At 66.9% G+C, this 23,584-nt stretch carries 21 protein-coding genes; 9 read left to right on the forward strand and 12 right to left on the reverse strand.

All coding sequences use genetic code 11. The features are described from left to right. Positions 1-301: 301 nt before the first annotated feature. The 3 genes from ACFWO8_RS20750 to ACFWO8_RS20760 all read right to left on the reverse strand — a co-directional run bounded on the left by ACFWO8_RS20750 (position 302) and on the right by ACFWO8_RS20760 (position 5,126). Positions 302-3,775, reverse strand: coding sequence for an indolepyruvate ferredoxin oxidoreductase family protein (locus tag ACFWO8_RS20750; protein ID WP_378953383.1), 3,474 nt, complete (start codon positions 3,773-3,775; stop codon positions 302-304). Positions 3,776-3,932: 157 nt separating this feature from the next. Next, entirely contained in the window at positions 3,933-4,418 is a 486-nt protein-coding gene (locus ACFWO8_RS20755) for an Lrp/AsnC family transcriptional regulator (protein WP_378953385.1), read from the reverse strand. A 120-nt stretch (positions 4,419-4,538) separates the two neighbouring features. Continuing rightward, positions 4,539-5,126, reverse strand: coding sequence for a TetR family transcriptional regulator (locus ACFWO8_RS20760; protein ID WP_378953387.1), 588 nt, complete (start codon positions 5,124-5,126; stop codon positions 4,539-4,541). A 124-nt stretch (positions 5,127-5,250) separates the two neighbouring features. Here ACFWO8_RS20760 and ACFWO8_RS20765 point away from each other — a divergent pair, with 124 nt between their 5' ends. Next, entirely contained in the window at positions 5,251-6,189 is a 939-nt protein-coding gene (locus ACFWO8_RS20765; protein WP_378953389.1) for an aldo/keto reductase, read from the forward strand. Beyond that, on the forward strand, positions 6,186-7,232 hold the full coding sequence (locus tag ACFWO8_RS20770; protein WP_378953391.1) for an NADPH:quinone reductase: 1,047 nt from the start codon (positions 6,186-6,188) through the stop codon (positions 7,230-7,232). Before ACFWO8_RS20765 ends, ACFWO8_RS20770 begins: the two co-directional genes overlap by 4 nt. Here ACFWO8_RS20770 and ACFWO8_RS20775 read toward each other — a convergent pair. The 3 genes from ACFWO8_RS20775 to ACFWO8_RS20785 all read right to left on the reverse strand — a co-directional run bounded on the left by ACFWO8_RS20775 (position 7,214) and on the right by ACFWO8_RS20785 (position 8,507). Beyond that, positions 7,214-7,438 carry a hypothetical protein gene (locus ACFWO8_RS20775; protein WP_378953393.1) on the reverse strand — a complete coding sequence of 75 codons (225 nt, stop codon included), beginning with the start codon at positions 7,436-7,438 and terminating at the stop codon, positions 7,214-7,216. The genes ACFWO8_RS20770 and ACFWO8_RS20775 overlap by 19 nt on opposite strands. Before the next feature lie 79 nt (positions 7,439-7,517). Then, the gene (locus ACFWO8_RS20780) at positions 7,518-8,207 is read right to left on the reverse strand and encodes an isochorismatase family protein (protein ID WP_378953395.1); all 690 of its coding nucleotides are present in this window, start codon (positions 8,205-8,207) and stop codon (positions 7,518-7,520) included. A 120-nt stretch (positions 8,208-8,327) separates the two neighbouring features. Then, positions 8,328-8,507 (reverse strand): hypothetical protein, encoded by a 180-nt coding sequence (locus tag ACFWO8_RS20785; RefSeq protein WP_378953397.1) that lies wholly within the window; start codon positions 8,505-8,507, stop codon positions 8,328-8,330. A 202-nt stretch (positions 8,508-8,709) separates the two neighbouring features. Here ACFWO8_RS20785 and ACFWO8_RS20790 point away from each other — a divergent pair, with 202 nt between their 5' ends. The 3 genes from ACFWO8_RS20790 (at position 8,710) to ACFWO8_RS20800 (ending at position 11,371) form a co-directional block, all read left to right on the forward strand. Then, positions 8,710-9,183: an RrF2 family transcriptional regulator gene (locus ACFWO8_RS20790; RefSeq protein WP_378953399.1), complete on the forward strand. Its 474-nt coding sequence runs from the start codon at positions 8,710-8,712 to the stop codon at positions 9,181-9,183. Positions 9,184-9,252: 69 nt separating this feature from the next. Next, a complete protein-coding gene (locus ACFWO8_RS20795) occupies positions 9,253-10,500 on the forward strand; it encodes an MFS transporter (protein ID WP_378953401.1) in 1,248 nt (415 codons plus the stop codon). A gap of 115 nt (positions 10,501-10,615) precedes the next feature. After that, on the forward strand, positions 10,616-11,371 hold the full coding sequence (locus ACFWO8_RS20800; RefSeq protein ID WP_378953403.1) for a phosphotransferase family protein: 756 nt from the start codon (positions 10,616-10,618) through the stop codon (positions 11,369-11,371). Positions 11,372-11,459: 88 nt separating this feature from the next. Here ACFWO8_RS20800 and ACFWO8_RS20805 read toward each other — a convergent pair whose 3' ends face one another. Both ACFWO8_RS20805 and ACFWO8_RS20810 read right to left on the reverse strand, forming a co-directional pair. Then, positions 11,460-12,038 (reverse strand): dihydrofolate reductase family protein, encoded by a 579-nt coding sequence (locus ACFWO8_RS20805; RefSeq protein ID WP_378953405.1) that lies wholly within the window; start codon positions 12,036-12,038, stop codon positions 11,460-11,462. Between the two features lie 95 nt (positions 12,039-12,133). Next, positions 12,134-13,321 (reverse strand): PucR family transcriptional regulator, encoded by a 1,188-nt coding sequence (locus ACFWO8_RS20810; protein WP_378953407.1) that lies wholly within the window; start codon positions 13,319-13,321, stop codon positions 12,134-12,136. Positions 13,322-13,600: 279 nt separating this feature from the next. Between ACFWO8_RS20810 and ACFWO8_RS20815 the strand changes: the two genes are divergently transcribed. The 3 genes from ACFWO8_RS20815 (at position 13,601) to ACFWO8_RS20825 (ending at position 17,563) form a co-directional block, all read left to right on the forward strand. Next, entirely contained in the window at positions 13,601-15,316 is a 1,716-nt protein-coding gene (locus ACFWO8_RS20815) for an aldehyde dehydrogenase family protein (protein ID WP_378953409.1), read from the forward strand. A gap of 23 nt (positions 15,317-15,339) precedes the next feature. Beyond that, the gene (locus ACFWO8_RS20820) at positions 15,340-16,914 is read left to right on the forward strand and encodes a GMC family oxidoreductase (RefSeq protein ID WP_378953411.1); all 1,575 of its coding nucleotides are present in this window, start codon (positions 15,340-15,342) and stop codon (positions 16,912-16,914) included. A gap of 214 nt (positions 16,915-17,128) precedes the next feature. Beyond that, on the forward strand, positions 17,129-17,563 hold the full coding sequence (locus ACFWO8_RS20825) for an ester cyclase (protein WP_378953413.1): 435 nt from the start codon (positions 17,129-17,131) through the stop codon (positions 17,561-17,563). Positions 17,564-17,638: 75 nt separating this feature from the next. On the opposite strand, the gene ACFWO8_RS20830 is transcribed toward ACFWO8_RS20825, so the two are convergent. After that, on the reverse strand, positions 17,639-18,256 hold the full coding sequence (locus ACFWO8_RS20830; protein ID WP_378953415.1) for a pyridoxamine 5'-phosphate oxidase family protein: 618 nt from the start codon (positions 18,254-18,256) through the stop codon (positions 17,639-17,641). 215 nt (positions 18,257-18,471) lie between these two features. Between ACFWO8_RS20830 and ACFWO8_RS20835 the strand changes: the two genes are divergently transcribed. Beyond that, the gene (locus ACFWO8_RS20835; protein ID WP_378953417.1) at positions 18,472-19,008 is read left to right on the forward strand and encodes a DinB family protein; all 537 of its coding nucleotides are present in this window, start codon (positions 18,472-18,474) and stop codon (positions 19,006-19,008) included. 690 nt (positions 19,009-19,698) lie between these two features. Here the strand turns inward: ACFWO8_RS20835 and ACFWO8_RS20840 are convergent. The 3 genes from ACFWO8_RS20840 to ACFWO8_RS20850 are packed head-to-tail and all read right to left on the reverse strand — an operon-like array spanning position 19,699 to position 23,565. Beyond that, complete coding sequence (locus tag ACFWO8_RS20840) at positions 19,699-21,021, reverse strand: amidohydrolase family protein (RefSeq protein ID WP_378953419.1); 1,323 nt, start codon at positions 21,019-21,021, stop codon at positions 19,699-19,701. Further along, positions 21,018-22,271, reverse strand: coding sequence for a threonine/serine exporter family protein (locus ACFWO8_RS20845; RefSeq protein WP_378953421.1), 1,254 nt, complete (start codon positions 22,269-22,271; stop codon positions 21,018-21,020). The genes ACFWO8_RS20840 and ACFWO8_RS20845 overlap by 4 nt, the downstream gene beginning before the upstream one ends. Then, positions 22,261-23,565: a CapA family protein gene (locus tag ACFWO8_RS20850; RefSeq protein ID WP_378953423.1), complete on the reverse strand. Its 1,305-nt coding sequence runs from the start codon at positions 23,563-23,565 to the stop codon at positions 22,261-22,263. Before ACFWO8_RS20850 ends, ACFWO8_RS20845 begins: the two co-directional genes overlap by 11 nt. Between the last annotated feature and the right edge of the window lie 19 nt (positions 23,566-23,584).

Genomic DNA, 23,584 nt, shown 5'->3' on the forward strand with positions numbered 1-23,584 from the left:
TCAACTCGTGCGATCGGCCGAAGACTCCTGCCTCGGTGTGCACAACGGTCACTGTCGATTCCTTTCCGGTTTCCGCGCACCAGGGTTGTGCCCGGATGCGGCGGTGTTGGTGTGCCGCGGATGCGCGGCGGTGTTGTGCCGCGGGGTGCGGCGGTGTTCTTGTGCTGTGGCGTCGCACAGTGCGATGATGTTTGAATCTCCAGGGCGCGGCCGAGATTCGGCGGTGTGGGGCACCGCGGCCTCGAGGCGCACAGGCTTGTTGGGCCGCTGACGCACAGTCGGGCACCAGGCGGGGTGACGGTCAGTAATCGATACCGAGCTCGCGCAGCCGGGCGCGGTACAACTCGACATTGCCGAGTTTGATGTCCTCGTAGCCGCGTACCACATCGGTCAGTGCGGCTGCCTCGGTGGCTGTTTCGTAGTTCTCGGCGGTCAGATCGTCGGCCAGTCGGCGCACGAGTTCGGTGTAGTGGGCCAGCAGTTCGCGCTCGACCTTGCGGACGTGGGCGTAGCCGAAGGGGTCGAGCTTGGTGCCGCGCAGGAATTTGCCCTTGGCTAGAACCTTCAGCGCGACATGCGATTTCGGCCTGAGCCCGATCTTCTTGTCCCGGCCCATCGCGCGCAGCACCGGCGGATGCAGCTTGTAGGTGAGCTTCTCACCGCCTGGCACCTGGGCTTGCACGTCGGCGAGGAAGTCCGGATCCACGAGTAGCCGGGCCACCTCGTACTCGTCCTTGTAGGCCGTGAACTTGAACAGTCCGCGCGCGACCGCCTCGCTGAAATCAGTGCGCTCGGTGACGGAACGTTCTGCCGCCCAGACGGATTCGACCGTCTCGATATAGCGACGTGCCACCTTCACGTTCTGGTAGCCGATCAGCTGAGCCGCTCGCAGTTCCACGAGCCGACGCACCTCACCATCGAAACCGGTGTGCGCCAGCAACTCCGCGGGCGCAACCGGTGCAGTACGCCGCGGCTGCCCCTCATCGACCGCCGCGGCGAAGGCCGCCGGATCGGCGACGGCGACCCGACCCCAGCGGAAGGCCGCGATGGTGGCATCCACCGCGACACCGTTGATCCCGATGGCCTCCTCGATCGCCGCGGCCGGTAGGCGCAGCCCGCCGTTCTGTACGGCCGCGCCTACGATCAGGAAGTTGGCCGCCGCCGTGTTCCCGAACAGTGTCAGCGCCGCCGCGAGCGCGTCGAAGTGACTGATCGAATTCGTCACCGTGGCAAGCCGATCCAGCAGCGTGTCCGTCGCGGGGTAGTCCACCGACTTGTCGAAGACCATGTCGCCGGTCGGGGTCTGACTCGTCGACGCCACGGCCACGGTGCTCGCCGCATCGCCGTACTGCAGGTATTTGGGATCGGTTGCGGTCAGGAGATCGACGGCGAGCAGGCAGTCCGCACTGCCCGGGGTGAGCCGATTGGCAGGCTCCAATTCCGTTGCGGAGAACCGCAGGTGCGACAGCACAGGGCCGGCCTTCTGACTCAGGCCGATCTGGTCCAGGCTCTCGACCTCGTACCCGGCGCGCAGCGCGGCGGTGGCCAGCACCTGGTTCACCGTCACGATGCCGGTGCCACCGATCCCGGCGATCAGCACGTTCTGGGTGCGCAGTGGTGCGTCCACACCCGGATCGGGCACGCCGGGCGGCACGACAGCTGTGCGCCGCTGCGCCTTGCTATTGTCCGGATCCACCTCCACCGTCACGAAGGACGGGCAGTCGCCGTCCAAGCAGCTGTAATCGGTATTGCACGAGGTCTGATCGATACGGGTCTTGCGCCCGAACTCGGTCTCGACCGGCTGCACCGACAGGCAATTCGACTTGGCGCCGCAATCACCGCAGCCCTCACAGACGGCCTCGTTGATCACGACCCGGGTATTGCGGACCGGCAGTGTGCCGCGCTTGCGCTGCCTGCGCGCGTCGGCGGCGCAGTGCTGGTCGTAGATCAGCACGGTGACGCCCTCGACCTCGCGCAGCAGCCGCTGTGCCTCGTCGAGCCGGTCGCGGTGCCACAGCAGAGTGCCCTTGGCCAGCGCGCGCTTGGTGTGGCGTTTCGGTTCGTCGGCGCAGATGATGATCTGCCGCACGCCTTCGGTGGTGAGCTTGTGGGTGAGCTGCGCGACGGTGAGCCCGCCCTCCACATCCTGGGCACCGGTCATCGCGACGACCTCGTTCCAGAGCAGCTTGTAAGTGATATTCACCCCGGCCGCGACACAGGCCTGGATGGCCAGCTGCCCGGAATGGAAGAAGGTGCCGTCGCCGATGTTCTGGAACAGGTGCGGTACATCGGTGAACGGTGCCTGCCCGATCCACTGGCTGCCCTCACCGCCCATCTGGGTGAGCCCGGTGACCGCGCTGTCGGTGCGCCCGGACATGGTGACCAGGGTGTGGCAGCCGATGCCGCCGCCGCCGATCGAGCCGTCGGGCAGCGCGGTGGAGCGGTTGTGCGGGCAGCCGCTGCAGAAGTAGGGCGTCCGCTTGGCGGCGAGGACTTCCAGCGCAAGTGCCGGTGGCGCTGCCCGTTTCAGCTCCACCTTCCCGCGCAGCACCCGGCGCAGTGGGGCCAGCAGGCGTCCGGCGGTGAGTTCGCCGTCGACCGGCATCAGCCGCGCGCCGCGCTCGTCCTGCTTGCCGAGCACGCGCGGCGCGTCCGGGGTGCCGTAGAGGATCTCGCGGACCTGGGTTTCGATGAACGCGGTCTTGTCCTCGACGACGATCAACTGCTCGAGCCCGCGGGCGAACTCGGTGAGCGCGGTCGCGCCGAGCGGATACGGCATACCGATGCGCAGCAAACGGATTCCGGCCCGGTGCATGGTCGCCTCGTCGACACCGAGGTCGAGCAGTGCTTGCCGGACGGCGTCGAAGGTGGTGCCGGTGGCCGCGATCCCCACCTTCGCCTCGGCCGGGTCCACCTCGATCACGTCGAGGGCGTTGGCCGCGCCGTAGGCGTGCACCGTCGCCCAGCGCGGCCCGTACAGGTCGGCCTCGGCGAGCACGCTGTCGGTCGGTGCCGCCATCGGCCGCTGCCGGTAGACGAAAGGCGTTCCCTCCCACGGGATTTCGGGAACGGTCACGGCGAGTTCCGCGACCGCGGCGTCGACCGTCCATGCCCCGTCGGCGACATCGGCGACGATCTTCAACGCCACCACACAGCCCGAGGCCCGCGACATCGCGATGCCCTGCATACCGAGGGTGATGATCTCCTCGGCATTGCGCGGGAACAGCACCGGCACGCCCATGGCGGCCAGCGAACGTTCGCTCACCGCGGGCACCGTCGACGATTTCGAGGCCGGATCATCGCCCACCAGCAGCAGGACGCCGCCACGCGGGTTCACGCCGTACATGTTGGCGTGCCGGATGGCGTCGGTCGCGCGGTCGACGCCGGGACCCTTGCCGTACCAGACACCGACCACGCCGTCGTGGGTCGCCTGCCCGGCGGGCAGGTCGGCCTGGCTGCCCCAGACCGAGGTGGCGGCCAGCTCCTCGTTGAATCCGGGCACGAAGGTGATGTCGTGCTCGGTGAGCACCTCCGACATGCCGAGCAGCATCTTGTCCACCCCGCCCAGCGGGCTGCCCTGGTAGCCGGAGACGAACGTCGCGACGCGGCGACCGGCGCGGATATCGCGCACGTGCTGTTCGACCAGCAGCCGGGCGATGGCCTGGACCCCGGTCAGCAGCACCGGGCCCGCGCCGGAGCGGTAGCGATCGGCGAGGTCGTAGGGAGCGGCCGGGTCGGCCAGCGGTCGGGCGGTGGAACAGACGACGCTGGTCATGGTCACCTCACTGCGCGAAGGAACTTGCTATCGGTGCCGCGAAATGTGCCGGGGAGGGGTGATCTGTGTCAACAGTCAGCCGAAAAGTTGATCAGACTGCTCAAAAGTGATCTAGACCACTGAGTGGATTGCGTCAATCTGCTCGAGGCGCGGAGACCTAGGTCACATCGCCAGTGCTGGTCAGATGCTCGACCAGCGGCAGGCTCCGATACCCGATCGGGGTGGCCAGCGCGAGCATCGTCTCGGTGTGTTTCACGCCTTCGATGGCGTGAACCCGCTGGATGATCTCGAGCAGATCCTGCTGGGATCGGGCGGCGATGCGGACCAGCAGGTCGGCGCGTCCGGTGGTGGCGTGCACCTCGAGCACGTGCGGGAACCCACGCAGCGTCTCGATGATCGGATCCATCTTGTTCTGATCGAGTTCGATGCCGAGGAACGCGTGCACCGCGAACCCGATCGCCTGCACATCGATATCGGGCGGATAACCCCGCACCGCGCCCGAGGACTCGAGCCGCCGCATCCGCGCCTGCACGGTATTGCGGGCAACCCCGAGCCGCTGCGCCAGCTCGAGAATCGGCCGCCGCGGGTCACTGGCCAGTTCAGCGAGCAACGCGGCATCGAGCGCATCGAACTTGATGGTCATGGCCGAATTCTCACACGGCTCCCGCTCCTGCTCGGCCACTCCCCAATCGGACTGCAGAAGATGTACTCGCGGTTGCCGGCTCATCCTCCCTTTGCTCGACCCGGCGTCACGCCGAGGACGTCACCGGGCCCGGAGGCCGTCGAGGATGAGCGAGACGACCGCCGTGGAGTCCGCTTCGGTCTCGGGGAAGTGCCATTCCGCGGCGTGTGTCGGGTCATGGAAGCGGCTCGTCGCGTTCAGCACGGCCCGTGCAATCACTTCCGGCTCGCCCGCAACGAAGTCGCCGGCGGCGACACCGTCGATGATGATGTCCCGCAGTTGGGCGACCAGGAAGCCGACATGGTCGGAAGAAACGGCGCTGTGCTCGGCCGCCAGCACCCGGAAGGTGGCGAACAGCTCCGGGTCCGCCCCGGCTTTCGTCCATTTGATGGCGAACATGGTGACGAGCAATGCTCGCAACCGCTCGGCCGGGGGTAGTTCGGAGTTCTGCGCCACGGTAGCGAGTTCGTTGCGCACCTGGTCGAGCCAGCGCCTGATCACGGCCTCGCGGAGCGCGGCCTTGGACGCGAAGTGCCGGTACACGCTGCCGTGGCTTACGCCCAGCTGCCGTGCGACGTCGAGCACCGTGGTCTTGTCTGGACCGTGTCGGCGCAGCATCTCCTCGGTGGCCGACACGATCGTCTCCGCGTCGAGCGGTTCCCCGCGCATCGAGCCTCCTTGCCTGTTGGTCACGTCATCGGCCACGCGAACCTATGTCGCCACCGAGTCAGCGGTCAAACCCTGGCATCTGACTGACAACTATTGAAATCTGTCATCACAAGTCTATAGGGTGATGGCATCGCACCACCACCGACCGAGGAGACTCGTCATCAACACCTCCACCGCTTCCATCGCCGGTCGCTCCGTATCCCGGATCGGCTACGGCGCGGCCCAACTCCCCCGGCTACACGACCGCCATGACGAGGCCGTCGCCCTGCTCCGACGTGCCGTCGAGCTCGGCGTCAACCACATCGACACCGCCGAGTTCTACGGCTTCGGCTTCGCCAACGCGGTGATCCGCCAGGCCCTGCGCACCGGGGACGACGTGCTGGTCGTCACCAAGGTCGGCGCCGACGCCAACCCGGGCGGGCCTGTGCCGCTGCGGATCGCACAGCGGCCCGAACAGCTGCGGGCCAGCGTCGAGGACAACCTGCGCAGCCTCGGCGTCGAACAACTCCCCGTTGTCAATCTGCGACGCCTGGATACCGGCCCCGGACTGCGTCCGGAGGGCAACCAGGTGGTCGACCTCGACGACCAGCTGGCGACCATGACCGCCCTGCGTGACGAGGGCAAGATCGGCGCAATCGGCTTGAGCAGCGTCACCCTCGATGTGCTGCGCCGCGCCCTGGCGGCCGACATCGTCTGCGTGCAGAACGCCTACAGCCTCGTCTCCCGTGACGATGAGGACACGCTGCGGCTATGCACAGCCGAGGGCATCGCGTGGGTACCGTTCTTCCCGCTCGGCGGAGGATTCCCGAGCCTGCCCAACGTCACCGACGAGTCGGCCGTGCACGCAGTGGCCGAGTCCCTGAACGTGACCACGTCCCAGATCGGCCTGGCCTGGCTGCTGCACCACGCACCGAATATTCTGCTCATCCCCGGCACCGTTGACCCCACCCACCTGGCGGCCAATATCGCGGTCGGCGAGATCACCTTCGACGCGCACACACTGACCACTCTCGACGCCGTCGAGTCCCGCACCAGCAACGTCGCGATCGGCGCGGCGTCGTGAAGGCCGTCGTCTACCGCGACAACGGCCGTCCCGACGTACTCCAACTGGTCGACCGAAAACCGCCCGTGCCCGCCCCCGGCGAGGTCCGCGTCCGGGTGGCCGTGTCCGGGGTCAACCCCACCGACTGGCAGGCCCGCGCCGGCCAGGCCATGGCGTTCTCAGAGATCACGCCGCACCTGGACGGCGCCGGTGTGATCGACGCCGTCGGCGCGGGAATCGATCAGCGTCGGGTCGGCCAGCGGGTGTGGCTGTTCATGGCCGCCGCGGGACGGCCCACCGGCACCGCCGCGGAGTTCACCGTCGTACCGGCCGGGCAAGCCGTGCCACTGCCGGACGAGGCCGGTTTCGACGTTGGCGCCGCCCTCGGTGTTCCCGCACTGACCGCGCACCGCGCACTTACCGTCGCCGAAGACGGGCCGCGCCGGCTGCGGCCCGGTGCGCTGGCGGACAAAGTGGTACTCGCTGCCGGCGGGGCGGGGGCGGTCGGGCACGCGGTGATCCAGCTCGCCCGCTGGGCTGGTGCCACCGTGATCACCACGGTCAGCAACCCCGAGAAGGCGCGGCTCGCCACCGCCGCCGGCGCCCACCATGTGGTCAACTACCGCGAGGGCGACCCTGGCGCCGAGATCCGCGCGATCGCTGCTGACGGCGTGGACATCATCGCCGAGGTGGCGCTCGGCGCGAACCTCGCCCTGGACCTGGCCGTGCTGCGGCCTGCCGGCACCATCTCGACCTACGCCAACGACGGCGGTCATCCGGTCGAATTGAACGTGGGGCAACACATGGTGCGCAACACCCGCATGCAGTTCATAGTGCTCTACACCGCCGGTCCTGACGTCCGCGCCGCGGCCGTCGCAGACGTCGCCGCCGCTGTCGGTGACGGCGCCCTGCCGGTCGGCGAGGAGCACGGCCTGCCCCTGGTCCGTTTTCCCCTTCACCGCACCGCGGATGCCCACCGAGCGGTCGAAGGCGGCGCGGTCGGCAAGGTCCTGGTCGACGTCACGTCACGTCGTGATGGTCCTCGTCATCGGCACGCCATCTGATGGTGCGAGCGGTCGCCGAGTGAGGGCATCGCCCCCTGCTGCTGGGCGGCGGCAAAGATCGGTTGGGCCAGCTTCAGGAACAACCCGCGTCCACTTGCTGGCGCGGGTCGCAGACCGACAGAGATAGCAAGCGCGCCAGCGGGTTTCAGCACTCGTGCCGATTCGGTCAGGACTTGTTCGACATCAGCCATCAGCATCAACGCCATGTGGGACCTTGTCGGTTGCGGTCATGAAACGAACCTAACTGCACTGCGAATAGGTGCCTTTGGGCTGGTGGCAGAGCCGTCAGGTCGTGGTGGAGAGCATTTCGAGCACGTCCGCGGTGGGCCGCACGTCACCGAATGAGCGGTAGATGGTGTGTAGGGCGGCGTTGTGGTCCTGGTCGCGGCGGGCGGCATTGGCGTCGGCGACCAGGATGACCCGGAACCCGAGGGTGGCGGCGTCGCGCGCCGATGACTCACAGCACACGTTGGTGACGGTTCCGGTGATCAGTACGGTGTCGATGTCTCGCTGGACGAGCAGATCCGGCAGCACACACCGATCGGGAAAGAAGGCGCTGAAGGCCGACTTCTCCACGAACAAATCGGTGCTGTGGGTGCTCATCGCCGGCCACATACGCGTGTGAACCGGACCAGAACCGCCTGTACTGCTGTAGATCTCAGCAATCCGCGGGCCGAAGAACTCGATCTCGCGAGGGGTCGGTGTGGTGAATGCGGGTGTAACCCAGGCCACCACTCCACCCGCGGTGCGCAGGGCTTCGGCCATGAGGTTGAGATTGGGCACGATCGCGCGGCAGTAGGCGCTGTCCGCTACATGGAACGGCACCATGTCGATCACCACCAGCGCTGTACGGCAGGGGTCGAGTTCGGGAAAGGCGAACCGTCGCCCGCGGCGTGCTTCGTGGCGAGCGTACTCGCGGGAGTCGATCCGCCACCGGTGCGTTTCGATCCTTTGGATGCTGTTCTCGGTATCCACGGGGGCACAGTCTGTCACGACCTGGGCGGTTGTCGACAAACGATCATTGCAGGCACAACCCGCCTCGTGTGGAAGGGCCAGCACGGGAAGTGCCGGAATCCCGTGTCGACTCGGAGGTGATCAACCAATCGGTGCGCTGGTCCGATCGTGCTCGCGCAGCAGCCGTAGGACGGTGGCCGGTGAGGGGTGCTGGCCTTTCTTCTTGCCCTTGGTGATAACCAAGCGGGCGGCGATGTCGCGCAGGCTGTGGTTGTTGCTGCGCAGGTGCAGCGCCATGGAGAGCATGGCGTCATCGACCACGGCGGCGCCGCCGATGGTTTTGCCGCGCCGGCGGGCGGATTCGTGGCCTTCGAGGGTGCGGCGCTCCTAACATGCGGATTCGTTTCACCCCGAAACAGTCCGGCTGCTCGAGCTCATCAGCGCTCATGTACCAGGTGACACGATTCGTACGGCTACCCCTATCCGGCATTATTCGGGATATGTAGTATCCCTGTTCATGTTGATGAGCGAGGGAGTCGAGTGGGGCTTGCACTGCTGCATGGTGCTGGCGTGGCTCGATGACCGGGCGCCGATCTCGACGGCCAGGCTGGCGGAGATGTTCGAGTTGCCACCGGAGTATCTGAAGAAGCGGCTGCAGCCGCTGGTGCGCGAGGGGATTCTCGAATCCGCTCCGGGATCACGTGGGGGGTACCGGTTGGCGCGGATGCCGGAGCGCATCACGTTGATGGATGTCGTCGGCGCGGTCGAGGGCAGGACAGACGCGTTCCGGTGCACCGAGATCCGCCGCCGCGGCGCCGGTGCGGCGGCGGCGAGGTCGGAGTTCGCCGAGCCGTGTGGTATCGCCACGGCAATGCGGCGCGCGGAGTTGGCGTGGCGGCGCGAGTTGGCGAATCAGACCATCGCCGATCTGATCGCCGACGCTCCAGTCAACGCGGCGGCACGGGCGCGCCGCTTCTACGAGAGCCCTACCGCCTAGCAGCGGGCACCTCGCCCGCGAAAACCACCCGGCCTTCGGGCCGGGTTTCTTGGAAGGAGAATAGGGATAATGAATGTCCCGATTAAAGATCGTCCGGAAGGGATCTCGCCCCAGCTGGTCGGGTCGCCGAATGGGTTGCGGCGCACGTTGATTCTGGCGCTGGGCACCTTCGCCGTCGGTACCGATGCGTTCATCCTGGCGGGATTCCTGCCCGACATGGCCGCGGAGCTGAGTGTGTCCACGGGGGCCGCCGGTGCGGCGGTGACGGTGTTCGCCGCGGCCTACGCACTCTTGTCGCCGGTGCTGGCCACGCTCACCGCACAACTGCCACGCCGTGCCCTGCTGGTGACAGCGCTGGTCGTGCTCGGCCTGGCCAATCTGGGGTCGGCGGCGGCTCCGAGCTTCGCGGTGCTGCTGGTCACCCGAGTGCTGGCGGCGGTCGGCGCGGCCGCGTTCACCCCGAATGCCGGTGCGGTGGCCTCGGCCCTGGTGCGGCCCGAAGCGCGGGCGCGCGCGTTGGCGGTGGTCGTGGGCGGGTTGACGATCGCGACCGCGCTGGGTGTGCCGCTCGGTGATGCGATCGGGCAGTGGCTGGGCTGGCGCTCGGCATTGGTCGCGGTCGCGATCGTATGCGTGCTGTCCGCGGCCGGGGTGGTGGCCTGGGTGCCGTTCCTGCCCGGCAATCCACCGGTGCGGCTGTCCACGCGCCTGGCAGTGGTGCGGAATCGATCGGTGGCGAAGGTGTTGCCGCTGACGGTACTGGGCATGGGCGCGGCCTATGTGGTCTACGCCTACAGCGTGCCCGCGCTGGCGGCTGTTGGCATCGACGCGCCCGCGACGGCCTGGGTGCTGGCACTGTACGGGTTCGGCGCGGTGGCAGGCAATCTGGCATCCGGATATGCCACCGACCGGTGGGACGCGACACGAGTGCTCACCGGCGGCTACCTCGTGATGGCGATCGCGCTGGGACTCATGGGCGCGCTGGCGGCCACCCACACGAGCGCGGCGTGGCTGGTCGGCGCGCTCGCCGCGGCGTGGGGTGCGGCCAGCTGGTGCCAGACCCCGGCCCAGCAGCACCGCCTCATCGACGCGGCCCCGCAGGACACGGGACTGGTGGTGGCACTCAACGCCTCCTGCATCTACCTGGGCATCGGCGCCGGCACCCTGCTCGGCGGCTTCACCGTCGAGCACGGCGCGACCACCATGTACGCCGTCGGCGCTGGCCTGGCACTGGTGGCACTGATCTACCTGCGCGTCACCGCCCGCGGCGAGCAGCAACATCGTGGCCGAAACGGGCGCCCGATCGGCAGCCGGTGAAAGTCGTCGACCAGGATCACATCCGCTGGGGTGTGGTCGATCTGGACCCGGCGTCCACCTGCTGCGCCACCTGGTAGTACGAGAACACCGCCAACTATGGCTACGAGTCACAATAATGGCCGACGTGGAACCGGTCGAGGTTGTCGTTGCCCATCACGAGCGCGCGACCTTGCGCGTCGGCGACGTGTTCTTGAAAATTGACATTGATCAGGGGCGTACCGATATCGAGATCGAGGCGATGGCTTTGGCTCCGATCCCGACTCCGCAGATCCTGTGGCGTACACCGCCTGTGCTCGCGCTTGCCGCTCTTCCGGGGACCGCGCTCGGCCGTCTCGGCGAGCCGTCGACCTCGCCGTCGGGGGCGTGGGCTGCGGCGGGTGCCGCGGTGCGGAAGCTGCACAGCGCGGCGCTGCCGCCGTGGCGCGGCCGGAGCCTCGACGAACTCGCAGTGGAACTCGATGTCGCGTGCGCTTGGCTTATCAGCAACGGCATTCTTTCCGCCGACATGGTTACGCGAAACCGCCGGATTGCCGAGGCTGCGCTGCGGCCCTGGGCACCGGTATTCACCCACGGCGACCTCCAGGTCGCCCATGTTTTCGTCGCCGGGGACGAGATCACGGGCGTGATCGACTGGTCCGAGGCGGCACCTGGCGATGCACTGTACGACCTGGCCACGTTGACACTCGGACACGAGGAGCGCCTCGGTGAGGTCGTCGCGGGCTACGGCACCGATGTCGACCTCGACGTGATCCGGGCATGGTGGTCGTTGCGAAGTCTGCGTGGGATCCGCTGGCTGGTTGAGCACGGCTTCGACCCGAACTCGCCAGGCTGCGAGGGCGACGTGCTGAGAGCCGGGGCGATGCGAGACTGACAAGAACGAAACAAACGCGATCTGCACCCGGCCCCCTCCCCGTCGATCGAGATTCCGGCCCCGGTCAGGAAGGGGTGAGCACGAGGGCTCAGCCGTGCAGGGTCGGCCGGTAGACGAGTTCCTGGATATTGCCGTCGAGCGTTCGGCTCTCGAGCAACTCGAGGTCGAAATCGGCGGCACCCCGGAAGATCGGGGCGTCACCGGTCTGTCCGGTGATCACCGGGAACAGTGTCACCTGGACACGGTCGACGAGCCCCGCGGCCATCAGCGCCCGGTTCATCGACAGGCTGCCGTGTGAGCGCAACGGCACCGGGGACTCCTCCTTGAGCCGGGCTACGACATCGACGGCGTCACCGTGGGCGATGGTCGCGTCCGGCCAGTCGAGCGGCCCCTTCAGCGTGGTCGACACCACCGTCGCCGGGAGGTTCCGCATCCGCGTGACCCATGGGTCGCGCACCTCCGCCACGTCGCCCGAAGCCACCATCTCCGCGAATTCCCGATAAGTGTTGGGCCCGAAGACCATTCGCTGCTCCACCTCGAACAGGGCCAAGCGGTGGTCGAGCAGTTCGGGACCCTGCTTACCCCAGTACCCACCCCAATCACCGCCGCTGACGCTGCCGTAGCCGTCCAGGCTGGAAAAAACGTCGAAGGTGTAGGTGGTCGCCATCATGTTCTCCTTGTCGTCTGCTGGGTGTATCGATGCAGACGAGGTCACACGGGGAAACTCATCGCTCGGTGGCGGGCTACCGACGGATTCGGGCGCTACAGCCCGAGGAGTGTGACTGCTTGCAATGCGAGATGCAGCTCCGCGGAGTGCACCGGGTCGGCGGTGTCGCGTCCGGTGAGGTCGCGAATCTTGCGCAGGCGATAGCGCACCGTATTGCGGTGACAATGCAGCTGCTCGGCGGCAGCGGCGGTCGACCCGCGGCATCGATACCACGCGTCGAGCGCGGCGATCAGATCGTCTCGCTCGGGCGCGCGCAGTCGAAGCACGGGCCCGAGGATCTGGGCGGCGGCGCGCCGACTGGCCTCGGGCACGGTGACGAGCAGGTGGGCGACGGGCTCGCTCCCGAACCGGACGACGGTGTGCGTGCCAGGGCGCGCGCTGCGAGCGGCGAGGCGGGCTTCGGTCAGCGCGCCGGGTATGGCGGTCGGGCTGGTGAAGATGGCGCTGAGGCCGATCCGTCCGTCGACGAGCTCGGCCAGCGCGGCGGCCGCCCGTTCGACCGCCGCCGCTGTCGTCGAGGACAGCAACCCGGTGTGCGAGTCGATCTGTGAATCCCACACCGACCCGGCGCCGAGATCTCGTAAGGCGCCGATCAGACGGCCGGGGAGGGTGGCGCCGGGGTCGGTGGTCTCGATCGCCACGACAGCGAACGTGCCGTTCTCGGGCAGGCCCAATGTGCGCAGCGCGGTCAGCGTGTGGGCGGGATTATCGGAGTGATCGTCGAAAAGCGTACGGATCAAACGGCTCTGGGCCTGTGCATCGACGTGCGCGAGCATGATCTCGGTCTCGCGATAGGCCTCGACCGCCGCGTCGGAGAAGGTGTCGATGAGTTCCCACAGGTCGGTGGCGAGATCGGGTAGTCGCGGATCGCCCGGACCGGCGGATCGGGCTGTGAGCTCCTCCCAGGTCAAACGGCCACCGAGCCGGTAGGCGTGCAGCAGCGCGGCGATCGGGACCCCGCGCTCGGCCTTGAGCCGACCGACCGCGCGCGCCGAGTGCAGCCGCGTCGGCCCGATTCCGGCCAGGGCGCTGATGATCGCGGTGAGGTTCGCCAGGCACGCCTGCTGGAGTTCCTCGGCCGTCAGCAGTCCCGGATCGGCATAGGAACGGTCCGCGCCCGCGATGCGATGAACGAGTTCCCCGGCCATCGTCTCGACCGAGTCGAGCAGTAGCTCGGCCAGCCCGAGGGGCGGCGCGGCGGTGGTCGGTGGTGGTGCGGTCACCCCTACAGGCTAGAGGATCCGACGTGATCCATGCCACCTCGATGTTGTGCACGAGCACACTCTGCCTCCTGGTGACTGTGGTCGATATTCGGTATCGATAACCGGATCGTCCGAAAACCGGCATGAGCCACGTCACGCCGTTGTTGTGCTCGAGCACAATCGGAAGGGGGGCTGATCCGCAACGGGCGCACATGGTGCTCGCCTGGTCCGCCGCGACAGAATCAAGTCATCTCGTCCGCCGCGCGCCGCGGACCGTCCCAGAGTCGTGGAGGATCGCAAGTGGTCACCAAGAAGGCAGAGCCCGCCCGTGCCGCGGTTGATGTCGCGTTGTCCGAACTCGTCGCAGGCGAGAAGAGGTGGGCGGCCACCTCGTTGTCCGGCAGGCGTGCGCTGCTGGATCGGGTGCGCGAGCTCACCGGGCGCCATGCTCAGGAGTGGGTCGACGCGGCCGTCGGCATCAAGGGTCTCGCGTCGACCTCGCCGTTGGTAGGTGAGGAGTGGATCTCGGGACCGCATGTGATGGCCGCAGCACTCGGCGCGCTGTCGAAGACGCTCGATGTCCTGGCACGCGGCGAGAGTCCGCTCGACAAGGGCACTTTCGGCATCGCGGGCGACCGGGTCACCGTGGATGTGCTGCCCGCGAGCCCGTTCGACGCGTTGCTGCTCAACGGGTTCAGCGCGCAGGTGTGGTTGCAGCGCGGCGTCAGCAGTGCCGCCGCGAAAGCGAATGCCGGTTTGGCCCAATTGGATCCGAGCCGAACACAGGGGATCGGCGCGGTACTCGGTGCGGGCAACATCACCTCGATCGCTCCGCTGGACGTGCTCTACGAGCTGATCGCGCACAACCGGGTCGTCGCGCTCAAGCTCAACCCGATCACCGATCCGATGCTGCCGGTGTTCGCCAAGATCCTGGCCCCGCTGATCGAGCTCGGCGCGGTGCGGCTGCTGACCGGTGGCGCCGAGGTGGGCGGCTATCTGATCGACAACGACCTCGTCGACCACGTGCACATGACCGGCAGCGCGCGCACCCACGACGCGATCGTCTGGGGCGTCGGTGCCGAGGCGGCCGAGCGGAAACTGGCGGGCACACCGAAGCTGACCAAGCCGGTCACCAGCGAGCTCGGCGGCGTGTCACCGACGATCGTGCTGCCGGGCGACTGGAGCGTGGCCGACATCGCCTTCCAGGCCGAGCATGTCGCCACCCAGCGACTGCACAACGGCGGCTACAACTGCGTCGCCGCCCAGGCCATGATCATCTCCGCCGACTGGGCGCAGAAGGACCAATTCCTCGCCGCGGTGCGCGACGCGCTCGCGCAGGCACCCGCCCGCCGCGCGTACTACCCGGGCAGCGACGATCGCGTGGCCAGGGCCCGCGAGTCCTATCCCCGGGCCGAGCGGCTCGGATCGAACGGCGAACGGCTGCTGGTCACCGGGGTCGCGCCGTCCGCGGCCGAGCCGCTGCTGGCCGAGGAGTACTTCGCGCCGGTGCTGGGCGTGGTCGAATTGCCGGGAACCGGCGCGGAATTCACCAGGGCGGCGACCCGCACCGCGAACGAGGCGTTCGTCGGCACGCTCGGCGTCAACATCATCGCCGATCCCGGCACGATCGCCGATCTCGGTGCGACCTTCGACGAGCTGATCGAGGACCTGCGCTACGGCACGGTGGCGATCAACGCGTGGACCGGCGTCGGCTACCTGACGCCGACCGCGTCGTGGGGCGCCTTCCCCGGCCACACCATCGACGACGTGCAGAGCGGCATCGGGGTCGTGCACAACGCGTGGCTGATCGACCGGGTGGAACGCACCGTCGTGCGCGGCCCGTTCCGTCCGGCGCCGCGGTCGCTGCTGCACGGCGAGCTCGCGATCTCGCCGAAGCCGCCGTGGTTCGTCGGCAACAAGACCGCCGCGAGCACGGGCCGGTTGCTCGCCGGATTCGGCGCCGACCCCGGCTGGCTGCGCCTGCCCCAGATCTTCGCTTCCGCCCTGCGCGGCTGAGCCCGACTTCCCTGGAGAATCAGATGAACAACAGCATCGCCGACTACGTAGTCGTCGGCACCGGTTCCTCGGGCGCGGTGCTCGCCGCACGGCTCAGTGAGCGCTCGGCCACCAGTGTCATCGCCCTGGAGGCCGGCCCCGAGGACAAGGCTCAGGCCGTCCACATCCCGGCGGCGTTCTCCAAGCTGTTCCAGACCGATGTCGACTGGAACTACCTGACCACCCCGCAGTCCGAACTCGGTGATCGCCAGGTCTTCTGGCCGCGCGGCAAGATGCTCGGTGGATCGTCGTCGATGAACGCGATGATGTGGGTCCGCGGTTTCGCGGCCGACTACGACGAATGGGCTCGGGCCGCCGGGCCGGGCTGGTCGTTCGCGAACGTGGTCGAGTACTTCCGGCGCATCGAGTCCGTCGAGGACGCCACCGAATCCGACGAGGGCCGCTCCGGACCGCTGCGGATCTCGCACCAGCGCAGCGCCCGCCAATGGACCGACGACTTCCTCGCCGCGGCCGAGCACGCCGGTTTCCAACGAGAGCGCGCGAATCTGCCGCAGCCAGAAGGTTTCACGCAAACCATGGTGTGCCAGAAACGCGGCGCCCGGTGGAGCACCGCGGACGCCTATCTGAAGCCCGCGCGCAAGCGTTCGAATCTGACCGTACTCACCGGCGCGCAGGCCACTCGGATCCTGTTCGAGGGCACCAGGGCGGTCGGCGTCGAGTACCGCGTGGACGGCACCACCCAGACCGTGCGCGCCCGCAAGGAGGTGGTGTTGTGTGGTGGGGCGATCAACAGCCCGCAGCTGCTGCAGCTGTCCGGTGTCGGCGACCGGGAAGAGCTCGGGCGCCACGGCATTCCGGTTGTGCACCACCTGCCCGAGGTGGGCCGAAACCTCACCGATCACCTGATCTCACTGCTCGGCTTCGCCGTCGACTCCGATACTCTGTTCGCCGCGGAGAAGCCGTTGGAGCTGCTCAATTACCTCCTACGACGCCAGGGCATGCTCACGTCCAATGTCGGTGAGGCGTACGGCTTCGTGCGCAGCAGGCCCGAACTCGAACTGCCGGACCTCGAGATCATCTTCGGGCCCGCACCGTTCTACGACGAGGGGATCGGCGTCGCGCCAGGCCACGGCATCGCCATCGGCCCGATCCTGCTCCAGCCACGCAGCCGCGGCACGGTGACCCTCGCCTCCGCCGACCCGATGGCCAAGGCGCTCATCGACCCCAGATACCTGTCCGACCCCGACGGCGCCGACCGCGCGGCGCTGCTCGCCGGCCTGCGTGTCGCCCACCGCATCGTGACCGCCGCGCCGCTCGGCTCCCGGATCGGCCGATTCCTGCAGCCGAAACGGGAACAGCCGACGGTCGAGGAAACCCTCGCGGACGCCCTCACCTGGCACTCCCACACCCTCTACCACCCGACCAGCACGTGCCGGATGGGCACCGACGCCGCCAGCGTCGTCACCCCCGACCTGAAGGTCCGCGGTCTCGACGGCCTGCGCGTGGCCGACGCCTCGGTGATGCCGACCATCATCCGCGGCCACACGCACGCCCCGGCGGTGGTCATCGGCGAGAAGGCAGCCGACCTCCTCCGCTGAGGTACTCACGCTCTCTGTCGCCCCTTACCTTGCTTGCGAAAAAGGCGCACAATAAATTGGGTACACCGGCTTCAAGGTTTGCGACCGGCGGGTAGCTGAATGCTCGGCAGCGCGGCCGCGTCACACCATGCTGAACGCCGGGCGCGGCGAATCCTGCCTGTAGCGACTACGAGCCTCGTCGCCGGTTCGGCGTAACTACTGGATAGGAAACGCCATGTCAGAGCAGAACAAGGCTTCGGCCAAGCGCATCTTCGACGCGTGGAACGCGCGAGACCTCGATGTATTCGACGAGCTGATCGCCGACGACGCCATCAACCACGATCCGCAGAACCCGTTCGAGGAGATCCACGGCCCCGCCGGTCTCAGACGGCTCGTGCAGATGTATCTCACGGCGTTCTCGGAGCAACGGTTCCTGATCAACGAACAGATCGCCGAAGGCGACTTCGTCACGACCCGATGGACGGGATCAGGAATCAATGACGGCGAGATGATGGGTATGCCCGCCACCGGCAAATCGGCAGTTGTGCAGGGAATCACCATCAATCGCTTCCGGGACGGCAAGATCGTCGAGAGCTGGGCATCCTGGGACACCCTCGGGATGATGCAGCAACTCGGCGTTGTCCCGTCAGCGCATTCGGCGGCGAACTGACTCGTAACGTAGCCGACCGTTCGAGATGACCCGTCGGATCATGGCCGGCGGGCGCTTTCGCAGCGACCGGCGCCACTACTCCGAAGGAGAACGTCGCACGTTCGAGAAGGGAGTCCGCCAAGCGGCCGGGTCGACAACAGGAAACCGGCGACCCGTCACCAGGGTGGGTACGATCCGGACGAAGAAATTCTTCGCCCCGGCCTGCCACGGAAAGAGGGGCAGATCCACGGTGTCCATCACATCACCGATCTCACGGATCCCTTCGGCGCGTCCCTTGATCACCACGCTCCAGGCTTCGTGAGAACCAGAGATGTAGCCGTCGACTTCCAGCGCGACGGGCGCATCCGACAACGCGGCCGATATCTTGGTGCCTCCCGCGGATCGAAACACCAGAGTTCCGTGATCGACCGCGTAGTTGAGGGGAAAGATGTCCGGATGGTCATCCACCCACACCGCGAGGCGGCCTACTTCCCCAGTACGCAGTAGTGCCCAGCATTCGTTGACAGCGAGTTCCTTGATAGTCGGGTTGTCGCTTCCCATCGTCTTCGCCTTCCTGCCGTGGGCAATAGTCTGTCCGTTGGTCGGCCGATGCGCCGATCCGTCCATGTCGGTCGGCGGCGCGTCCTGATCGGGACTACCGCCACAGTCTTCACGAGCGAGCTCGCCGACCGTACAGATCGAGCCATTCGACATCAAGGTCACCTGGGGGGCAGGGTTGTTTCGATCGCGATGAACGGCAGATGGAGGCCGACGTCAGCCGGTTGCGCCTCGAGCCCTCGGTGACCAGCGTCAGCCGGCATACCGCCGAGGTCACCGAATCGCAGGCGCAGTGACGACCGCGCGCCACGCTGTGCGCATTATGGATACGAGGGAATCGAGGTCATTCGTCCGGATAGGGGTGAGCGCCGATGGCTGCCGATCTTGTCGATCGTGCGGCGATCGCCGCTGACTTGGAACGGGCCCGCAGCGAGTTCCACCGGTTGCTGGCATCGACCGCGCCCGACGAGTGGGCGGCCCCGACCAACGGGACGCGGTGGACCAACGAGCAGCTGCTGTTCCACATGGTGTTCGGCTACATGGTCGTGCAGCGACTGCTGCCGCTGGTGCGAGTGTTCGGGCGACTACCGGACCGGGGCAGCAAAGCCTTTGCGCGGCTGCTCGACGCGGCGACAACTCCGTTCCATGCGGTCAACTACCACGGCTCCTGCGCCGCCGCGCGCGTCTACAACCGGCGGCGGATGGGCGCGAAGCTCGACCGCGTGATCGCGGCCCTGCAAGCTCGCCTTGCCCGCGAATCGGAGGCAAGCCTGCACCGTGGCATGCATTTCCCGACGCGGTGGGACCCGTACTTCCGCGCCTGGATGACGCTCGAAGACGTCTATCGCTATCCAGGTCGGCATTTCGATCACCACGCCCGCCAGCTGACGATCACGAATCCCGGCTGAACGACACGGCGTCGACACCTCAGATGAGTCACGTCGAGGCGGAATAGCGGTTCCTACGCGGGTGCCTCCGCGCCCGCTCTGGCCTGGTCGTAGACCCCCTGGTGGTCCGCATCGGGGAATATTCGGCAGCGACTCTCTGGTTGAGGATCGTAGAAAAATCGTAGAACACCGGCGATGGAAGCCGGTAGCCCGTGACCGGGATGGGGGATTGCAGCCCACGAGCGTCCAACCAGAGACATGGGTGAGCGCTAGAAATCCTGGGTCCCATTGCCTGTCGCGAGAGGCGGTCGCAGGTTCGCACCCCCGGCAGGGCGCACAAAACATGGGCAACCGGAAAACGCCTGGTCGTCGCGGATTCCAATTCAATCTGATACCCACACGGACCGCCGGTACGGATAGGTGCAGACGGCCTGTGGTTATCGGCAATTGGTGATCGAAGCCGATTTTCGGCAGTAGGCGGACGGTGACGTTGGGTTGGGCCGTTTGCCGTCCCGCCCCCCGGACATGGCCGCATTACCAGCACACACCACACCGCGGGGCGCGGCCGCGATCAAGGTCAACTTCTACGGCCTGTTCTCTTTTCTGTCCCGAACACGCGCCGTCGCGCGAGGTCTGACATCCGCCACGCAGTGACTCCGACATGTCGACGGGACCAGATCTGAGCACGACGCCGAGTCGATCAAAGTCGAATCAGAAGGAATCGAGTTGTGCGTCGAGGTCGTCGAATCGTTGGACGCCGGGCCGCTCGATGCGGGTGCCCGCCATTACGACCATATTCGGGTTGGTGAACGTGCGGAGGTCGTCGAGGGGATTGGCATCGACAAGGACCAGATCGGCGGACTTTCCTACCGACACCGAGCCCGTAACGTCGTCGATACCGAGGATCGCGGCGTTGGCACCGGTTGCGGCGTGGAAGGCGGTAGCGGGGCTCAGGCCTGCGTAGCGAATGACGTAGTCGATTTCGCGCCAGGTGTTGTAGTGGGTGACGTAGGTGACCGATGAGTCGGTGCCCATGCCCATGCGGATTCCGTTCTTCTGGGCGGCGTGTACGGCGGAGATGATTCGGTCGAGCACGATCTCGGCGTTGGCTGCGACGATCGGGGTGATTCCGGTGTCGGCGCGGTCGAGCTTGACCAGTGGCAGCGCGGCCATCAGCGTGGGGACCAGGGCTGATCGGCCGTGTAGGGCTCGGGGGTTGTCGCCGAACAGGTCGATGATCTCGTTGTCCATCTCGCTGCCGTGCTCGATGGTGTCCACGCCCGCGCGTAGCGCCGCCTTCACTCCGGCCAGGCTCTCCGCATGCGCTGCGACAACCAGGCCGGCTCGGTGGGCTTCGTCGCAGATCGCCGTCATCTCTTCTTCGGTCATCTGTGGTCGGCCGGCCTCACCGATCGTGCGTGCGTCGGTGACTCCGCCGGTCGCGGCGATCTTGATGACGTCGACGCCGTTGCGCAGGTTGATGCGAACGTTTTTTCGCGCGTCCCACGGGTTGTCGCTGACCAGCGCGATCACGGGTGCGCCGTGTCCGCCGCTGACGGCCAGCAATGGTCCGGAGGCGAGTACGCGTGGTCCGGGGCACTTGCCGGCGGTGATCTCGTCGCGCACTGCGGCGACTTCGTAGGCCACGTCGCCGAGACTGCGGATGGTCGTGACGCCGGAGTGCAACTGGGTCTCGACGTTGGTTCGGGTGCGGCGTTTGGCGATCACGGTGCCGATCGGGCTGTGGAAGAACTTCGAGACCGGGCCCTCCAGCTTCTTGTTGGTCAGGATCGGCGACAGCGGTTTGCCGTCGGAGAACAAATGAGCGTGTGCGTTGATCAGGCCGGGGGCGACGAACTTGCCGGTGCCGTCGACGCGGGCGTATTCCGGGGCGACCACGACGGAGGTGGTGGGACCGACGGCCTCGATGAGCCCGGAGTCTCCGACGACGATCGTGTGATCGGGCAGCACGGTGCCGGCGTGGTCGCCGGTGACGATGGTGGTGGAGGTGATGGCGAATGGTGCTGTGGTCATGGCTTCTCTTCTCGTGCGTGGTTTCGGTGGTGCCGTTGCGGTGTGAGCAGGTCCGCGATCAGGGCACCGGCTTTGGTGCCGAGGCACAAGCTGACAAACGTGGCGCAAATGCTTTGTGCGGAAGCGGTATTCAGCGATGCCAGGGCTGCGAGGCCGACCGTTCCCGGGATCAAGAGCAGCCAGGCGGGTTGATAGGAGACTGCCGTCGGGACATCGGTGAATCGCTCCAGAATCCGAGCGATGACCAGTAGCGCAGCCGCGGTGATACCGGTGGCGACAACGTTGCCCACCAGCGGAGTCACGGCGATCAACAGCGAGTAAGTGGCCGACATCATCACGACACTGAACGCGGTGAGGCGCATGCCCGATCCGAACGCGAGACCGATGCCGATGGACAGCAACGCGACGCCGATCCACGTCAACGGCAGCCCCGGCAGCGCGTGCCAGCCGCTGCCGCCGGTAACCGTCGCGATCTCACCGATCAGCGTCGCTGACCCCTGATCGATGTGTAGTCCGGTCGCGGCGGCGCCCGCGACTATTCCGGCGTACATGAAACCGAGCATCATCAGCCCATACACCAGGCGCGACGCGCCGGTGACGATGTCGGTGGCGGTCAACTCGAGTAGCGCGTTGGTGATGACAACCCCGGGCACCAGGATGGCGATCGGTGCGCAGACCGCGAACAACGGCACGGGGCCCAACCCGAGGACTGACGCTGTCACCCCGATCGAGACGGTGGACAGGAACGCCGCGACGAACGGTGCGACCGCGACGGCATTCTCGCCGCGCAGCATCGAGGCGACCAGGCCGACAACGGCCCCGATGACAATGGCGGCCAGGATCGACCACCACGGGGACCGGAAGGTCAGGGCGAGCCCACCGGCGATGAGCGCGCTGCCCAAGGCCCAGTTCCAGGTGGTCGGCGGTGACTGTGACCGTCGAATATCGTCGATGCGATCGAGAAGCTCACCTCGTGCTACCGGTGTAGTCGTCGCGCGGCGCACCAGCTGGTTGGCCTGAGCCGCCTGTTGGAACGTCAGTGCGCCACCGTGGGATCGAACTACTGTCGCGGCGCCGGAATCTCGGTCGGAAACGATGACCATATCAGGGAGAGCGGCGAACTCGAGTGGGTGCTCGCCGAGCGCGGCGCCCGACACCGATTCCATCGACGCGCGGACATCGGTGACCGACATTCCGGCATCCAGGAGCAGTGCGCCGAGCTCGCCGAGCCGCCGGTCGTCAGCGAGCACTGTGGGCTCGCCGCGGGAGAACGCGGGCCGCCAGGTTCGCCAGACGCCGCAGTTCGGTGCGTTCGACTGCCGATGTCGTTTCCGCGTGCTCGACCAGCGCCTCGAGATCGTGGATGCGGAAGTCGGTGCAGCGGCCGTGTGCGTCGAATTGCGCTCGGCGATAGATCGGTCGCCAATCGACGTCAGTGATGATGGTGGTCGGCTGCCCGTTGCGACGTCCTTTGCTGAGCGTGAATCGGACGATGTTGCCCAGCATCGAGTTCGGGACGGCGTCCACGTAGGACACCAGATCGCCATGCGCGTAGACGATCAGTCCGTCCTTGTCGAGTCCTGTCTGTGGGTCTGTGAACCGGTGACGCTGCATCGGCTGGATGACGTGGGGATGATTGCCGAGGATCACGTCGATGCCGAGTTCGGCGAGGCGGTGCGCGTTATCGATCACCGTCTGGATCGGGTATGACTCGAACTCCAGGCTCCAGTGCACACAGGCAACGACCGCATCAGCTTTCAGATTTTCTCTGGCGATTTGCACGTGCCGCTCGACCATCGAGATATCGACATCGGGCAGGTTCAGTCGCAGGTAATTCACGAGGTATTCCTCGCCCGCCGGTGCCGTCGCGCCATTGACCGAGAAGGTGTAGGCGAGGAACGCCACGCGGATTCCTCCGATATCGATCACGGGGATCTCATCGCGTTCGGCGTAGGTGCGCGCGGTGCCGACATGGCCGAAGTCGGCCTCGTCGAGGACGTCGATTGTTTCGCGCACGCCCGCCGGTCCCTGATCGAGGGAGTGATTGTTTGCGGTGGAGAAGAATCCGAAGCGGCCGAAGACGTCCAGCATTTCTCGTGAGGTATTGAGCGGAGGTGCCGACAGGATGCTTTTCGGCGGTGCGCCGACCACGCGCGACGGTGCGACCGGCGTTTCCAGGTTCGCGACAGCCATGTCGACATCGAAGAGGAAGTCCGCGACGTCGTCGAATAGATGGGGTGTGTTGTCGGGCCGGATGTGTTCGGAGGTGAGCAGGTCACCGGCGGAGGAGAAGGTTGCCGTGTGCTCCTGAGTGAAGTCGTCGGGAAGGTCGAAGCGCAGGTTCTGGCCCGCGAAGTATTCCTCGATTCCGCGACCGGGCTCGGCGTGTTCCACCGCCGCGACAAAGAACTTGTGTCCCCACCAGAGCTTGTCGGACAGGCTCATGGTGCCTGCGTTGCCTTCCACGGGTCGTGAGGTCGTGGTCTTGCCTCGATATACCAGTCCGTAGACCCAGAAGATCGCTTTGACCAGTCGCGAAAGCATGTCACGTTCTCCCATATCG

The sequence above is a fragment of the Nocardia sp. NPDC058480 genome, from assembly GCF_042720495.1.
In the GTDB taxonomy this organism is placed as follows: domain Bacteria; phylum Actinomycetota; class Actinomycetes; order Mycobacteriales; family Mycobacteriaceae; genus Nocardia.

Coding starts and splice junctions, on each gene's coding strand:
- ACFWO8_RS20760 (WP_378953387.1), bottom strand. CDS start 5,126: ATGCGCGGGGAACCGCTCGACGCGGAGACGATCGTGTCGGCCACCGAG.
- ACFWO8_RS20850 (WP_378953423.1), bottom strand. CDS start 23,565: ATGCTTTCGCGACTGGTCAAAGCGATCTTCTGGGTCTACGGACTGGTA.
- ACFWO8_RS20775 (WP_378953393.1), bottom strand. CDS start 7,438: ATGGCGTTGATGCTGATGGCTGATGTCGAACAAGTCCTGACCGAATCG.
- ACFWO8_RS20835 (WP_378953417.1), top strand. CDS start 18,472: ATGGCTGCCGATCTTGTCGATCGTGCGGCGATCGCCGCTGACTTGGAA.
- ACFWO8_RS20755 (WP_378953385.1), bottom strand. CDS start 4,418: ATGACCATCAAGTTCGATGCGCTCGATGCCGCGTTGCTCGCTGAACTG.
- ACFWO8_RS20750 (WP_378953383.1), bottom strand. CDS start 3,775: ATGACCAGCGTCGTCTGTTCCACCGCCCGACCGCTGGCCGACCCGGCC.
- ACFWO8_RS20820 (WP_378953411.1), top strand. CDS start 15,340: ATGAACAACAGCATCGCCGACTACGTAGTCGTCGGCACCGGTTCCTCG.
- ACFWO8_RS20800 (WP_378953403.1), top strand. CDS start 10,616: ATGGCCGACGTGGAACCGGTCGAGGTTGTCGTTGCCCATCACGAGCGC.
- ACFWO8_RS20765 (WP_378953389.1), top strand. CDS start 5,251: ATGGCATCGCACCACCACCGACCGAGGAGACTCGTCATCAACACCTCC.
- ACFWO8_RS20805 (WP_378953405.1), bottom strand. CDS start 12,038: ATGGCGACCACCTACACCTTCGACGTTTTTTCCAGCCTGGACGGCTAC.
- ACFWO8_RS20795 (WP_378953401.1), top strand. CDS start 9,253: ATGAATGTCCCGATTAAAGATCGTCCGGAAGGGATCTCGCCCCAGCTG.
- ACFWO8_RS20830 (WP_378953415.1), bottom strand. CDS start 18,256: ATGTCGAATGGCTCGATCTGTACGGTCGGCGAGCTCGCTCGTGAAGAC.
- ACFWO8_RS20840 (WP_378953419.1), bottom strand. CDS start 21,021: ATGACCACAGCACCATTCGCCATCACCTCCACCACCATCGTCACCGGC.
- ACFWO8_RS20790 (WP_378953399.1), top strand. CDS start 8,710: ATGAGCGAGGGAGTCGAGTGGGGCTTGCACTGCTGCATGGTGCTGGCG.
- ACFWO8_RS20825 (WP_378953413.1), top strand. CDS start 17,129: ATGTCAGAGCAGAACAAGGCTTCGGCCAAGCGCATCTTCGACGCGTGG.